The 13,364-nt window shown below is 71.2% G+C and carries 13 protein-coding genes; 7 read left to right on the top strand and 6 right to left on the bottom strand.

Features of this window, described 5'->3' with window-relative positions:
- Positions 1-4: 4 nt before the first annotated feature.
- A complete protein-coding gene (locus ABZ386_RS29900) occupies positions 5-496 on the top strand; it encodes a low molecular weight protein-tyrosine-phosphatase (protein ID WP_356503590.1) in 492 nt (163 codons plus the stop codon).
- Entirely contained in the window at positions 493-1,851 is a 1,359-nt protein-coding gene (locus ABZ386_RS29895) for a cystathionine gamma-lyase (protein ID WP_358966663.1), read from the top strand. The genes ABZ386_RS29900 and ABZ386_RS29895 overlap by 4 nt, the downstream gene beginning before the upstream one ends.
- A 13-nt stretch (positions 1,852-1,864) precedes the next feature.
- On the opposite strand, the gene ABZ386_RS29890 is transcribed toward ABZ386_RS29895, so the two are convergent.
- A complete protein-coding gene (locus tag ABZ386_RS29890) occupies positions 1,865-2,491 on the bottom strand; it encodes a class I SAM-dependent methyltransferase (RefSeq protein ID WP_351340565.1) in 627 nt (208 codons plus the stop codon).
- Between the two features lie 253 nt (positions 2,492-2,744).
- Between ABZ386_RS29890 and ABZ386_RS29885 the strand changes: the two genes are divergently transcribed.
- On the top strand, positions 2,745-3,650 hold the full coding sequence (locus ABZ386_RS29885; RefSeq protein WP_358966661.1) for a LysR family transcriptional regulator: 906 nt from the start codon (positions 2,745-2,747) through the stop codon (positions 3,648-3,650).
- 144 nt (positions 3,651-3,794) lie between these two features.
- Complete coding sequence (locus ABZ386_RS29880) at positions 3,795-4,277, top strand: NUDIX hydrolase (RefSeq protein ID WP_351340559.1); 483 nt, start codon at positions 3,795-3,797, stop codon at positions 4,275-4,277.
- An 8-nt stretch (positions 4,278-4,285) separates the two neighbouring features.
- On the opposite strand, the gene ABZ386_RS29875 is transcribed toward ABZ386_RS29880, so the two are convergent.
- Positions 4,286-5,887 (bottom strand): globin domain-containing protein, encoded by a 1,602-nt coding sequence (locus tag ABZ386_RS29875; protein ID WP_356506472.1) that lies wholly within the window; start codon positions 5,885-5,887, stop codon positions 4,286-4,288.
- Between the two features lie 593 nt (positions 5,888-6,480).
- Between ABZ386_RS29875 and ABZ386_RS29870 the strand changes: the two genes are divergently transcribed.
- The gene (locus ABZ386_RS29870) at positions 6,481-7,347 is read left to right on the top strand and encodes a GNAT family N-acetyltransferase (RefSeq protein ID WP_351340554.1); all 867 of its coding nucleotides are present in this window, start codon (positions 6,481-6,483) and stop codon (positions 7,345-7,347) included.
- Positions 7,348-7,418: 71 nt separating this feature from the next.
- Here the strand turns inward: ABZ386_RS29870 and ABZ386_RS29865 are convergent, their stop codons facing one another.
- Together ABZ386_RS29865 and ABZ386_RS29860 are read right to left on the bottom strand one after the other, a co-directional pair.
- Positions 7,419-7,841 carry a heme-binding protein gene (locus ABZ386_RS29865; RefSeq protein WP_351340551.1) on the bottom strand — a complete coding sequence of 141 codons (423 nt, stop codon included), beginning with the start codon at positions 7,839-7,841 and terminating at the stop codon, positions 7,419-7,421.
- A 73-nt stretch (positions 7,842-7,914) separates the two neighbouring features.
- Positions 7,915-9,123 (bottom strand): MFS transporter, encoded by a 1,209-nt coding sequence (locus ABZ386_RS29860; protein ID WP_351340548.1) that lies wholly within the window; start codon positions 9,121-9,123, stop codon positions 7,915-7,917.
- Positions 9,124-9,265: 142 nt separating this feature from the next.
- On the opposite strand from ABZ386_RS29860, the gene ABZ386_RS29855 reads away from it, so the two are divergent.
- Both ABZ386_RS29855 and ABZ386_RS29850 read left to right on the top strand, forming a co-directional pair.
- Entirely contained in the window at positions 9,266-9,730 is a 465-nt protein-coding gene (locus ABZ386_RS29855; RefSeq protein WP_114254100.1) for a MarR family transcriptional regulator, read from the top strand.
- 39 nt (positions 9,731-9,769) lie between these two features.
- On the top strand, positions 9,770-10,222 hold the full coding sequence (locus tag ABZ386_RS29850) for a GNAT family N-acetyltransferase (protein WP_351340545.1): 453 nt from the start codon (positions 9,770-9,772) through the stop codon (positions 10,220-10,222).
- Between the two features lie 57 nt (positions 10,223-10,279).
- On the opposite strand, the gene ABZ386_RS29845 is transcribed toward ABZ386_RS29850, so the two are convergent.
- Both ABZ386_RS29845 and dnaB read right to left on the bottom strand, forming a co-directional pair.
- Positions 10,280-11,662 carry a serine hydrolase domain-containing protein gene (locus ABZ386_RS29845; protein WP_358966658.1) on the bottom strand — a complete coding sequence of 461 codons (1,383 nt, stop codon included), beginning with the start codon at positions 11,660-11,662 and terminating at the stop codon, positions 10,280-10,282.
- 52 nt (positions 11,663-11,714) lie between these two features.
- Positions 11,715-13,196 (bottom strand): replicative DNA helicase, encoded by a 1,482-nt coding sequence (gene dnaB, locus ABZ386_RS29840; RefSeq protein ID WP_351340539.1) that lies wholly within the window; start codon positions 13,194-13,196, stop codon positions 11,715-11,717.
- Positions 13,197-13,364: the final 168 nt, after the last annotated feature.

Raw genomic sequence — 13,364 nt, 5'->3', positions numbered from 1 at the left:
ACGCATGACGTACCGCGTCTGCTTCGTCTGCACGGGCAACATCTGCCGCTCCCCGATGGCCGAGGTCGTCTTCCGCGCGCGGGTGGCGGAGGCCGGTCTCGACGGTCTGGTCGAGGTCGACAGCGCCGGCACGGGCGGCTGGCACGAGGGCGACGGCGCCGACCCGCGCACGGTGGCCGTCCTGGAGGAGAACGGCTACGCCTGCGGCCACACGGCCCGGCAGTTCCAGCCGTCCTGGTTCGCCCGCCTCGACCTGGTCGTGGCCCTCGACTCCAGCCACCTCAGGGCGCTGCGGCGCCTCGCGCCCACGGAACAGGACGCGCAGAAGGTGCGGCTGCTGCGTTCCTACGACCCCGCCGCCGGGGACGACCTCGACGTACCGGACCCCTACTACGGGGGTGCGGACGGTTTCGAGGAGTGCCTTGAGATGGTGGAGGCCGCGAGCACCGGTCTGCTCGCGGCGGTGCGCGAGGACGTGGAGGGACAGGCGGCATGAGTGGACCCGCGACGGGTGACGGGCGCGGATCGCCGGGCGACGCGGGCCGGGTGCCGGGCGGCACGGGCCGCGCGGGCCGGGTGCCGGGCGGCACGGGCCGCGCGCCGGGCGAGGCGGGCCGGGCGGCGGGCGAGGCGGGCCGGGCGGCGGGTGACACGAGCCAGGTGTCCGGCGATGCGGGCCTGGTGACGGGTGACGCAGGTCAGGTGCCTGGTGTGGGCCGGGTTGCCGCTGGCGCCGGTGACGGTACACGTGCGGTGCGGGCCGGGCTGCCGGAGGCGGTCAAGTACGAGCCCACCCTGCCCGGGCCCGTGTTCGCCGCCCACTACCACCTGCCGGGCGACCCGACCGGCCCGTACACCTACGGCCGCGACGAGAACCCGACGTGGACACTGCTGGAGCGCGCCGTCGGCGAGCTGGAGGCGCCCGGCCGGGACGGTGCCGAGACGCTCGTCTTCGCCTCGGGCATGGCCGCGATCTCGGCCGTGCTCTTCTCCCAGCTGCGCACCGGGGACGTCTGCGTCCTGCCCGATGACGGCTACCAGGCGCTGCCCCTGGTCCGCGCCCAGCTGGAGGCGTACGGCATCGAGGTGCGCACCGCGCCGACCGGCGGCGACGCCCAGCTCGACATCCTCGACGGTGCGAAGCTGCTGTGGATCGAGACGCCGTCGAACCCCGGGCTCGACGTGTGCGACATCCGGCGGCTCGCCGAGGCGGCACACGCGCGTGGTGCCGTGGTGGCCGTCGACAACACCCTCGCGACACCGCTCGGCCAGCGCCCTCTGGAACTCGGCGCCGACTTCGCGGTGGCGAGCGGAACCAAGCAGCTGACCGGCCACGGCGACGTCCTCCTGGGCTATGTCGTCGGCCGGGACGCCCAGGCCATGGCCGCCGTACGCCGCTGGCGCAAGATCGTCGGGGCGATTCCCGGGCCCATGGAGGCCTGGCTCGCACACCGTTCGATCGCGACGCTCCAGATGCGGGTCGACCGGCAGAGCGCGACCGCCCTGGCCATCGCCGAGGTGCTGCGCCAGCGGTCCGAGGTGACCGGGCTGCGCTATCCGGGGCTCCCCGACGACCCCGCGCACAAGATCGCCTCGCAGCAGATGCGGCGCTACGGGTCCGTGGTGTCCTTCACGCTGCCCACGCGCGCGCGTGCCGACCGTTTCCTCGAGGCTCTGCGGCTCGTGGATGACGCGACGAGCTTCGGCGGAGTGCGGTCCACGGCCGAACGGCGTGGACGCTGGGGCGGTGACGCGGTGCCGGAGGGCTTCATCCGCCTGTCGGTCGGCGCCGAGGATCCGGAGGACCTGGTGGCGGACGTACTGCGCGCGCTGGACGCGTCGGCGGACTGACGGACTCGCTCGGCTAGAGGGGCGGGCCGGGGGCGCGCTCCTTCCGGAGCGCCACGGAGTTCCACCGCACCGCGTCCCGGCCGAGCAGGTCCGCGCCCTCGTCCACCAGCCGAACCGGTACCAGCCCCGCTTCGGCTCCGTGGCCGACGACCTCCTCCGGCGGGATGTCGAACATGCGCCGGCCCTCGGGCGGCTCACCGCGGCGCAGGGTGATCAGCAGGATGCCGCGCGGCGCCAGCAGCCCGGCCAGGCGCCGCATCGCGACGGGGCGCTCCTCCGGCCGGAGATGCATCCACACCGCGGACAGCAGGACCACGTCGTACGGCCCCTGGACGCCCTGCAACGAGGGGAGCGCGCCCGCCCGCCACGTCACCCCGGTGCCTTGGTGCAACCGCTCGGCCACGCGCCGGAGTTCCGTCACCGGCTCCACCGCGTCGACCGTGAAGCCCCGCCCGGCCAGTGCCGCGGCGTCCCGGCCGGTCCCCGCGCCGACGTCCAGCACCCGCGCGGGCGGCTCCGGCAGCAGGTCCAGCAGCGCCCCGTGCACCGACTCGAACGAAACGCTCTCGTACGCTCTCGCCAGCAGCTCGGCCGACTCGGCGTAGTAGGCCTGGACTCCCGCACCCGACGTTGGTTCCATGCCCCAACCGTACGACGCGGCACTGACAGCGCTTGCGCGGTCGGCTGGATCGGCATACGAAAGACGGACGGTCCGAACCTCCCCCCTCGTGGCTCGGACCGTCCCCCGGTTCCGCGCGCAAGAACCGCGCGACCAAGGCTAGTTGACTCTCTGTCAGTGTCCAATCACAGTAGCGACAGCAACCTATCGACTTATTTATAGTTGGGCGCGGCCGGGGGGCTGGGAGCGGGGGCCGACGAGGGGAGTGTGCGCGGTGGATCTGGCCTTGCTGCGGACCTTCGTGACCGTGCACCGGGCCGGCTCCTTCACCCGCGCCGCCGCCCTGCTCGGTCTGTCCCAGCCGGCCGTGACCTCGCAGATCCGGACGCTGGAACGGCAACTGGGCCGCCCCTTGTTCCTGCGGCAGGCCCGCGGCGTGACCCCGACGAGCATCGGCGACGAACTCGCCCACAAGGCCGCACCGCATCTCGACGCCCTGGTGGAGATCACCGAGACCGGCCTCGACGACGACTCCTCCTTACGGACGCTGCACCTCGCCGGACCTCCGGAGTTCACCGCCGAACGAGCCCTGCCCGCGCTCACGGAGCTGACCGGTGAGGACGGCCAGGGTTTCGCCCTGCGCGTCTCCTTCGGAAACGCCGAGGAAACGCTGGAAGGGCTTTCCGCCGGGCATCACGATCTGGCCATCAGCACGGCCCGGCCGCGCGGCGCCCTGCTCACGGCGACTGCGCTCTGCGACGAGGAGCACGTCCTGGTCGCCGCCCCGCGCTGGGCCGAACAACTCGGCGCCGGACAGCCGGACCGCAAGCCGGAGCCGGCCCTGGAGCAGGTGCCCGTGGTGGAGGTGCACGAGTCACTGCCCTTCGTCTCCCGCTACTGGGCCTCCGTCTTCGACTCCCGCCCGGCCGCCCCGGGCACGGTCGTCGTCCCCGACCTGCGTGCGGTGCTGGCCTGTGCGGCCGCGGGTGCGGGGCTGGCGGTCCTGCCGCGCTATCTGTGCGCGGCGGCGCTGGAGCGGGGTGACGTCGTCGCCCTGCACGAGCCGACGGTGCCACCGCTGCGCACGTACTTCCTGGTGGTCCGCACCGGGACCATGGCCATGCCCCACATCGCGCGGGCCCATGAGTGGCTGCAGCGGGCCTCCGCCGACTGGTGCTGAGGCCGCTCGGAGGCGGGCGCCGGGCTGTACGGACGAGGCCCAGACGGGGGCGTGGGGGCGCCCGGGGCCGTGTCTCACTCTGGGAGTTCGGCCGGTGACAGTTCGCGATGTTTCACGTGGAACCAGCCGGGCCACATTTCACCCATGACCGTCCGACCCGTGGTCAAGCGCACCGCCCGCGCCGTCCTGCTGGACGGTGACGACCTGATCCTGATCAAGCGCACCAAGCCGGGCTTGGACCCCTACTGGCTCACTCCCGGCGGCGGGGTCGAGCCCGGTGACTCGACCGTCGTCGACGCCCTGCACCGCGAGGTGTACGAGGAGCTCGGCGCGAAGATCACCGACGTGGTGCCCTGCTTCGTGGACACCGTGGAGCACATCGGGGAGGACGGCGGCGCGACCGGCGTGAAGGTGCAGCACTTCTTCGTCTGCCGCCTCGAGTCCATGGACCCTTCGCTCCGGCACGGCCCCGAAGTGGACGAGCCCATCGGCGAGTACGAGATCGTACGGGTGCCCTTCACCCGGGTCGGGATCGCCTCCGTCCATCTCGTTCCGCTGTCGCTGCGGCACTACCTGGACGGCAACATCGAGGGTGTACGCGCCATGCACGCCCCCGACCTCGGCTGAGCAGCGGGTCAGGGCCCGGCCGCGACCAGTTCCTCCACCGAGTCGTGCCGTATGCGGTCCGACGGGATGCCGATGTCCCTGAGGGCGTCCACACCGCTGCGGATCATCCCGGGCGGGCCCGAGAGGTAGGCGTCGTACTCGTTCCACGGACCGTAGGCGCGTATCGCGTCCGGCAACTGCTGGTGCGCCTGCTGGTCGATGATCGCGCGGACGGAGAGCCAGGGGTGGCTCTGCTGGAGGCGGAGCATGGTGTCGATGTCGTACAGGTCGTGGTCCGTGCGGGCGCCGTAGAAGACCTCGACCGGCCGGCGTTCGCCGTGCTCGGCGACGTCCTCGACCAGTGCCTTGATGGGCGCTATGCCGGTGCCGCCGCCCAGGCAGAGCAGGCCGCTGTCGGTGGTGTGGTCCACGGTCATGGACCCGGCGGGCGGGCCGAGCCGGATGATGTCACCGGGGCGGGCGCGGTGCACCAGGGCGTTGGAGACCCAGCCGGCCGGCACGGCCTTCACGTGGAACGACAGCAGCCCGTCCGAGCGGGGCGCCGAGGCGAAGGAGTAGTGCCGCCAGATGCGCGGCCACCAGGGTGTCTCCAGGCTCGTGTACTGCCCGGCGAGGAAGGGGTACGGCTGGTCGGGCCGGACGGTGACGACCGCGACGTCCGGGGTGCGGAGGTCGTGCGTGACGACCTCGGCGTACCACCAGGCCGGGGCCCGCAGTTCGTCCGCGGCCGCCGCGTCGATCATGATCTGGGAGATGGTGGTGTAGGTCCGGACCCAGGCCGCCTCCATCTCCTCGTTCCACACGCCGGCGGCGTACTTGCTCAGCGCGCCGATGAGGCATTCGCCGACGGCCGGGTAGTGCTCGGCCCGCGTTCCGTACTTCCGGTGGCCCCGGCCCAAGTTCTGCAGGTAGTCGACGAGGACATCGGTGTTGTCGATGTGCTCGGCAGCGGTGAGCAGCGCTCTGAGCAGCCGGTCCCGCTGGGTGTCCATCGCGGCCGGGAACAGCGGCCGCAGGTCGGGGTGGCGCACGAAGAGCAGGGCGTAGAAGTACGACGTGACCTTGTCGGCCACGGGCGCGACCTCGGCCATGGCACGCCGGACGAGGACGGCGTCCGGGGACGCTTCCTCGGCCGGGCCGGAGGCGGCAGGCCCGGGGGCCGAGGCCGGCGCGGGCCGCTGGGCGGGAACACGAGGCTCGGCCGCGGCATTCGAGGGGGGAGCGGCGGTGGCGGCGAAGGGCTCCGGAGCCGGGACGAACGCCGTGGGCGCGGGGCGCGGCGATGACGCCGCGGCGGCTCTCGAGCCCGCAGGAGAGGGGGCAGGCGGTGCGGCCACGGGGGTCGGCGTGGGTATCGCGTCCGGGGTCTCGCCCTCCTGCTCGGGCCCGGTGCTCGCGCTGCCGGTCGTCGAGTCGGACGGCGCGGCTGTGCCGTCCGCCGGCGCTGCCGGGTCAGGGGCGGGCCTGCCCACCGGGCGTATCGCCGCCGGTCGACGCCCCTCTGCCGCACCGGGCTCGCTGCCCGGCGTCGGCTTCTTGCGGGGCGTGAACCAGCCGCCCCCGCCGCCAGAAGTGCCGTTGTCGGCCGACGTGGTGGTCGGAGCGTCCATGGTGTGCCTCGCCTCGAGCATCTTTCGGTCGGTCTGCGCACTTCCCCGGTCGGAAGGTGCCTGCTTTCCCCCGTGGACGGACTACTGCGTTCCCGTCCTGTGTCGTGGCCAATGCCGCCACATTTAACCCGTATTTCGGCTGCGTACGGACAAGTAGGGGAGAGTGTGACATTGACCGCAGTACTCTCACCGAGCTTCCCACTCGCCCGGACGGCTCAGTCGCATAACCGGAAACGCGGGTCTTCGATCTCTCCGTCCCGTAGGCTGCCTTGCCCTGCACTCGGCCCGCTCGGGCGGGTCACCTCACCCCTGACGCGAACCGGAGTCGACCCTACCGGCCACCGCCGCGCACACAAGTCCCCCCTTCCCTCATCACGAATGCGGGCACGACGCGCATCGTCAGTTCCGTCAACTACTGGACAAGACCCACTGGTTCCTCGTCTCGATCGGACATCGGCTGTTCTTACGTGTTTCACGTGAAACAACCAGCACCTGTCCACGTGCTGTGCGGGCGGCGACAACTGGCCAAAAGCTCGTATGTCTCCGCCGAAACAGGTGGACGGCAGGGGCCCCGGTCGGACAGCCTGACCTGCGTGTCGACTCCTTCCCTTGCCTCTCTGCCCATCCGCCGTCTGACGCTCCGCGATCTCGCCGCCTGCGCCGACTTGTCCGAGGACCGGGGGTGGCCACGGGAGGAGCACAAGTGGGGCTTCCTCCTCACAGCCGGAAAGGGCTACGGCATCGACGACCCTGACGGCGGTCTCGTCAGCGCCTGCATCGTCACCGAGTACGGGCCTCAGGAGCACCCTGCCTTCGCGGCGATCGGCATGGTCCTCGTGGCGGAACGGCACGCTCGGCAGGGGGTCGGGCGCCGGCTGATGCGCCAAGTCGTCTCCGCGATGGGCGCCACACCGCTCACCCTGCACGCGACACCGAACGGCCGCCCCCTCTACGAGGAGCTCGGCTTCAAGGTCGTCGGTCGGGCCGAGATGGTGTCCGGCCGCTTCACTCCCGGCGGTCCGGAGCCGAAGGTCGCCACCCGGGCCGCGACCGCCGAGGACCTCTCCGCGATCCTCCGGCTCGACGAGCAGGCCTTCGGAACCGACCGCACGCACATCATCACCCGGCTGCCCGCCTTCGCCGACCAGTTGCGCGTGGCGGAGGAGCGCGGGCGGATCGTCGGGTACGCGGCCGCCTGGCCCAACATGGAGACCCACGTGGTGGGTCCGCTCATCGCACGTGACACGTCGGTGGCCCAGGCACTCATCGCCTCCCTCGCCGCCCACACCGACCGCCCGCTGCGCACCGACATCGATGTGCGGCACGAGGAGCTGCTCGCGTGGGTGAAGGAGCGTGGCCTGGCGCCCGTCGCCTTCAACTCGGTGATGGCGTACGGGATCACCGAGCTGCCCGGCGACTGGAGCCGGCGGTTCGCACCGGTGACGGTCGCGGCGGGCTGAAGGGCTCCGACACGACGACGCCGGCTCCCCAGAGGATGGGGAACCGGCGTCGTCTCGCTGCAGGGGCCAGTTCAGGCGAGGGCCTCCACGGCAGCCGTGGCGAAGGCGTGGTCCTGCTCCGGGGCACCGCCGCCGACACCGATCGCGCCGATCAGCCGGCCGTCGCGGTGTACCGGCACACCGCCGGCGATGAACAGCAGCGGCCGGTCGAGCGCGGTGGGCAGCGTGTGGAAGAGGCCTCCCGGCTGCACGGCGTCGACGAGGTCAGCGGTGGGCGTGTCCAGCTGGAGCGCCGTGTAGGCCTTGCGGGTGCTGGTCTCGCCGGAGATCAGCACGGCGCGGTCGTCCCGCCGGAAGGCGAGCAGGTGCCCGCCCGCGTCCAGGACCGTGACGCTGACGGTGACTCCTGCGGCCTCTGCTGCCCGACGGGCCGCGGTGACGAGGACATCGGCGTCCTGGCTGGTCAGCGGGGCGACTGCGGTGGTGGTGCTCATGGACATCTCCTGGATGACTTGCGGGGTGGCGTCGGTGCGGACCTGGAGGCTGTGACTCCGGGGGCCCGGTTGGTCAGTGGTGGACGGCGGTGCGCTGCCCGGCGGGCGCGGAGCCCGCGACGACGGTGCTGGGCGCACCGGCGCGGCGCTCCAGAGCGGCGGAGAGGAGGGCCAGGAGCAGGGCTCCCGCGGCCAGGGCGGCACCGACCCAGTTGGGGGCGGTGTAACCGAGTCCCGCCGCGATCACGAGCCCGCCGAGCCAGGCGGACAGGGCGTTGCCGAGGTTGAAGGCGCCGATGTTCACGGCGGAGGCCAGGGTCGGGGCGCCGTGCGCCTGGTCGAGGACCCGCTTCTGGAGCGGCGGCACGCTGGCGAAGCCCAGGGCACCGATGAGCGCGATCGTGACGGCCGACAGGACCTTGTCGTGCGCGGTCAGCGTGAACAGGGCCAGCACAACGGCCAGGGCGCCCAGGGAGACGTACAGCATGGGCATCAGGGCGCGGTCGGCGAACTTGCCGCCGACGAGGTTGCCGCCGACCATGCCGAGGCCGAAGAGGACCAGCAGCCAGGTGACGGATCCGTCGGCGAAACCGGCGACGTGGGTCATCATCGGCGCGATGTAGGTGATGGCCGCGAAGACACCGCCGAAGCCGAGGACGGTCATCGCCATCGCGAGCAGCACCTGCACGTTCTTGAAGGCGGCCAGCTCGTGCCGCAGGCGCACGCCCTCCGGCTTGGGCATGTCGGGGACGAGCCGGGCGATGCCGATCAGGCCGATGACGCCGAGGGCGGCGACGATGCCGAAGGTCACCCGCCAGCCGACGGACTGGCCGACGAGCGTGCCCAGCGGGACGCCGACGACGTTGGCCACGGTCAGCCCGGTGAACATCATCGCGATGGCTCCGGCCTTCTTGTCCGGGGCGACCAGGTCGGCGGCGACGACCGAGCCGATGCCGAAGAAGGCGCCGTGGGCCAGGGAGGCGACGATCCGGCCGATCAGCATCACGGCGAAGGCCGGGGCGAGTGCCGAGAGCAGGTTGCCGGCGATGAACAGGCCCATCAGCAGCATCAGCATCCGCTTGCGGGAGACCTTGGTGCCGAGAACGGTCATCAGCGGGGCACCGAACATGACACCGAGCGCGTAGCCGGTGACCAGGTATCCGGCCGTGGGGATGGAGACCCCGTAGTCGCCCGCGACCTCGGGCAGCAAGCCCATGATCACGAACTCTGTCGTTCCGATCCCGAAGGCCCCGATCGCGAGGGCCAGAAGCGCGAGAGGCATGGAGGGGTTACCTTCCCAGAAGATTGCAGGAGCGCTTTGCGTGCGTTCACAATAGTTGCAAGCGCGGGCTATATGCAACCGCCTACTATTGCAGGGCTGCTCTATCCTGGGTGTCAGCCGCTCCGGGACGGAGGAAACCCCAATGACAGCGACGGACCCCGCGCTCACCGCCCTCGCCCAGGGCTGGTGCGCTCTCTCCCTGCTGCACGGGAGGATCGAGACCCACATCGAGCGCGCCCTGCAGGCGAAGCACGACCTCAGTGCGCGCGAGTACTCCCTGCTGGACGTGCTCAGCCGGCAGCACGACGGCGACGGAGGCCATCTGCAGATGAAGCAGGTCGCCGACGCGGTCGTCCTCAGCCAGAGCGCGACCACGCGCCTGGTGACCCGGCTCGAGGACCGCGGGCTCCTGGAGCGCTATCTGTGTCCCACCGACCGCCGGGGCATCTACACGAACGTCACCGAGGCCGGCCTCGAGCTGCTGGAGGCGGCGCGACCGACCAATGACGCCGCTTTGCGCGAGGCCCTCGACGAGGCAGCGAAGAACCCGGATCTGGCCCCGCTGGTCCGAGTCGTGGAGACGCTGAAGGCCCCGGTGCCCGCCTGACAGGCCCCGGCACGGGCCGGCTCTGCGTAGGGTGCGTCCATGGGAGATCTTGAGATACGCGCCGCTGTCGCCGACGACGTCCCGGCGATCGTGGGCATGCTCGCCGACGACCCCCTGGGCGCGCAGCGCGAGTCACCCGACGACCTCGCCCCCTATCTGACCGCGCTGGAGCGGCTCAGCGCCGACCCGAACCAGCACCTGGTCGTGGCGGTACGCGGGGGCCGCGTGGTCGGCACGCTCCAGCTCACGGTCATCCCCGGGCTGTCCCGACGCGGTGCGACCCGGTCGATCATCGAAGGCGTACGGATCCACGCCGACGAGCGCGGCAGCGGCCTCGGGACACAGCTCATCGAGTGGGCGATCGCGGAATCCCGCGACCAAGGCTGCCAGTTGGTCCAGCTGACCTCCGACAAGACGCGCACCGACGCCCACCGCTTCTACGAACGGCTCGGCTTCACAGCCTCCCACACGGGCTTCAAGCTCTCGTTGTGACCGACTTGAAGGGGCGGCCTGTTTCACGTGAAACAGGCCGCCCCTTCAAGTCACCGCCTAGCCGATCCCACGCCAACCCTCGGGATCGACCCCGCCCGGCACAGGAGCCCCTTCGTCGTACGGCTGACGCGTGAACACGAAGGACCCGAGGTCCAGGTGGCTCACGGCCCCGTCCGGCCGCCGTACGGCCTCCAGGAGCTCGCCGGCGTAGTAGCCCTCCAGTCCGGTCCAGGTGCCGTCGCCGTTCGGACGGAACCGCGAACCACGGCCACTGCCGGACAGCGGCCCCAGCGAGAGGAGTCCGTCGGCCGTGAGGCGCAGCGCGAAAGCATGCGTCCCCCAGTACCACTGGCCCGTCAGCTCCAGCACGGACGGGTCGACAGCGCGCAGCGGTTTCCACGCCGTGGGGATGCGCGGTTCCGCCTCGGCGACGATACGGACCAGGTCGGAGGCGACGGGGAACAACAGCGGGCCGGAGGTGCAGTTGGCCAGGACGATCGCCGCCACGTCGTCCTCGACACTGATCATGAGGCAGGCGAGGAAGCCGGGCAGCGAGCCGGTGTGGCCGACGAGGGACCGTCCGCCCCGCCGCCGGATCTCCATGCCCAGGCAGTAGGCGTAGCCGCTCGCCACGTCCGACGCTTCGTGGGGCGCTGCCGGTGTCCTCATCTCCAGCAGCGACTCCGGGCTCAGCACCCGCTCGTCACCCTTGACCAGGAAGGCAGCGAACCGAGCCAAGTCACCGGTGGTGGACCAGAGTTGACCGGCCGGGGCCATCCGTCCCAGATCCTCGGTGGGCTCGTGCAGCATCACATCGGCCCAGGGATGCACGGCCCAGCCACTCGCATACGGCGCCTGCGGCCGCACGCTCGTGCGGTGCAGCTCCAGGGGTTCGAGCACTTCGCGCCGAAGGATCTCCTCCCATGAGTCGCCGCGCAGCTTCTCGACCAGCGCGCCGAGCAGCGCGTAACCCGGGTTCGAGTAGTGGAACCGACGGCCGGGAGGGGACAGCGAGGGCCGCTCGCCCAGCACGTCGGCGATCTCGGGCCGCAGGGATCCGGGGCTCCGCTCCCACCACGGCCCCGGGGTCTCGGCCGCGAGCCCTCCGGTGTGCGCGAGCAGTTCGGCGACGGTCACCTCCCCCACGCCGGTGTCCGGCAGGTGCTTCTCCAGCGGATCCGCGAGGTCCAGGGCGCCCTCGTCGCGCAGCCGCAGGACGAGAATCGCCGTGAAGGTCTTGGTGATGGAGCCGATCCGGTACTGCACGTTCTCGTCCGGCGCATGACCTTCCACCGAGGTCCGCGCACCTGTCCACACCGCTTTCCCGTCCCGCACGACGGCCGCGACGAGTGAGGGCGCCCGCCCTTCGGCCTGCGCGACGGCGATCCGGTGCAGCAGTGCGCGACGCGTGCCGGGGAGCAGCTCTGCCTGAGATGTCATGGATCCCAGTCCACCCGGCCCGGCGTCTCCGCGTCGAGCACATGTGCTGCTGTCAGGTCTGCGCCATGTCGACGAAACGCGAGTAGTGGCCCTGGAAGGCGACCGTGATCGTCGCCGTCGGGCCGTTTCGGTGCTTGGCCACGATCAGGTCGGCCTCGCCCGCGCGGGGCGACTCCTTCTCGTAGGCGTCCTCACGGTGCAGCAGGATGACCATGTCGGCGTCCTGCTCGATGGAACCGGACTCACGCAGGTCGGAGACCATCGGCTTCTTGTCCGTGCGCTGCTCGGGGCCACGGTTCAGCTGGGAGAGCGCGATGACCGGGATCTCCAGCTCCTTGGCCAGCAGCTTGAGGTTGCGGGACATGTCCGAGACCTCCTGCTGCCGGCTCTCGGCCCGCTTGGAACCGCCCGACTGCATCAGCTGGAGGTAGTCGATGACGACCAGCCTGAGGTCGTTGCGCTGCTTGAGGCGGCGGCACTTGGCGCGGATCTCCATCATCGACAGGTTCGGGGAGTCGTCGATGTAGAGCGGCGCCGCCGAGACGTCGGGCATACGCCGGGCCAGGCGCGTCCAGTCCTCGTCCGTCATCGTGCCGGACCGCATGTGGTGCAGGGCCACCCGGGCTTCGGCGGAGAGCAGACGCATCGCGATCTCGTTGCGCCCCATTTCCAGGGAGAAGATCACGCTCGGCAGGTTGTTCTTGATCGAGGCGGCCCGCGCGAAGTCCAGCGCGAGCGTGGACTTGCCCATGGCGGGACGCGCGGCGATGACGATCATCTGGCCCGGGTGCAGCCCGTTGGTGAGCGAGTCGAAGTCCGTGAACCCCGTGGGCACACCGGTCATCTCGCCGCTGCGTGAGCCGATCGCCTCGATCTCGTCGAGCGCGCCCTCCATGATGTCGCCGAGCGGCAGGTAGTCCTCGCTGGTCCGCTGCTCGGTGACCGCGTAGACCTCTGCCTGGGCGCGGTTGACGATCTCGTCGACGTCGTCGTCGGCCGCGTATCCCATCTGTGTGATGCGCGTACCGGCTTCGACCAGGCGGCGCAGGACGGCCCGCTCGTGGACGATCTCCGCGTAGTAGGCGGCGTTGGCCGCCGTCGGAACCGTCTGGACGAGCGTGTGCAGGTACGAGGCACCGCCGACCTTGTTGATCTCGCCGCGCTTGGTGAGCTCGGCCGCGATCGTGATGGGGTCGGCCGGCTCGCCCTTGGCGTAGACGTCGAGGACGGCCTGGTAGATCGTCTCGTGGGCCGGCTTGTAGAAGTCGTGGCCCTTGAGGATCTCGACGACGTCGGCGATGGCGTCCTTGGACAGGAGCATGCCGCCGAGGACGGACTGCTCGGCCTCGATGTCCTGTGGCGGCACCCGCTCGAACGACGGGCTTGAGCCGCCGTCCCACACTCCGTTGTCAACGCCGCGTTCGTGCTGCTCGTCGCGGCCCCGGGATCCGTCACCACGGCGGCGGGAGGCGGGCAGACGATCACTGGGACCGCTGTCGGCCCACGGGTCGTCCAAGGGCTCGGAAATGCTCACCGAGCCACCTCCTCCCGTCCGCCGCAGCAGACCTCGCCGTGCCTCTTTTCTACGGCACGGCACTGACAAATGAGAGGCCCAACTCCGTTTGACGGACGCCGGTTTTGTGGTGTTTTGAAAACCGGCGGACGGAGCGGGCGCCGGACCACCGTAGGCCTGTCGGCACCG

The organism is Streptomyces sp. NPDC006140 (assembly GCF_040628815.1).
Classification (GTDB): Bacteria; Actinomycetota; Actinomycetes; order Streptomycetales; family Streptomycetaceae; genus Streptomyces.
Note: the sequence above shows the minus strand (reverse complement) of the source record. Positions and strands in the feature narration are given on the sequence as shown.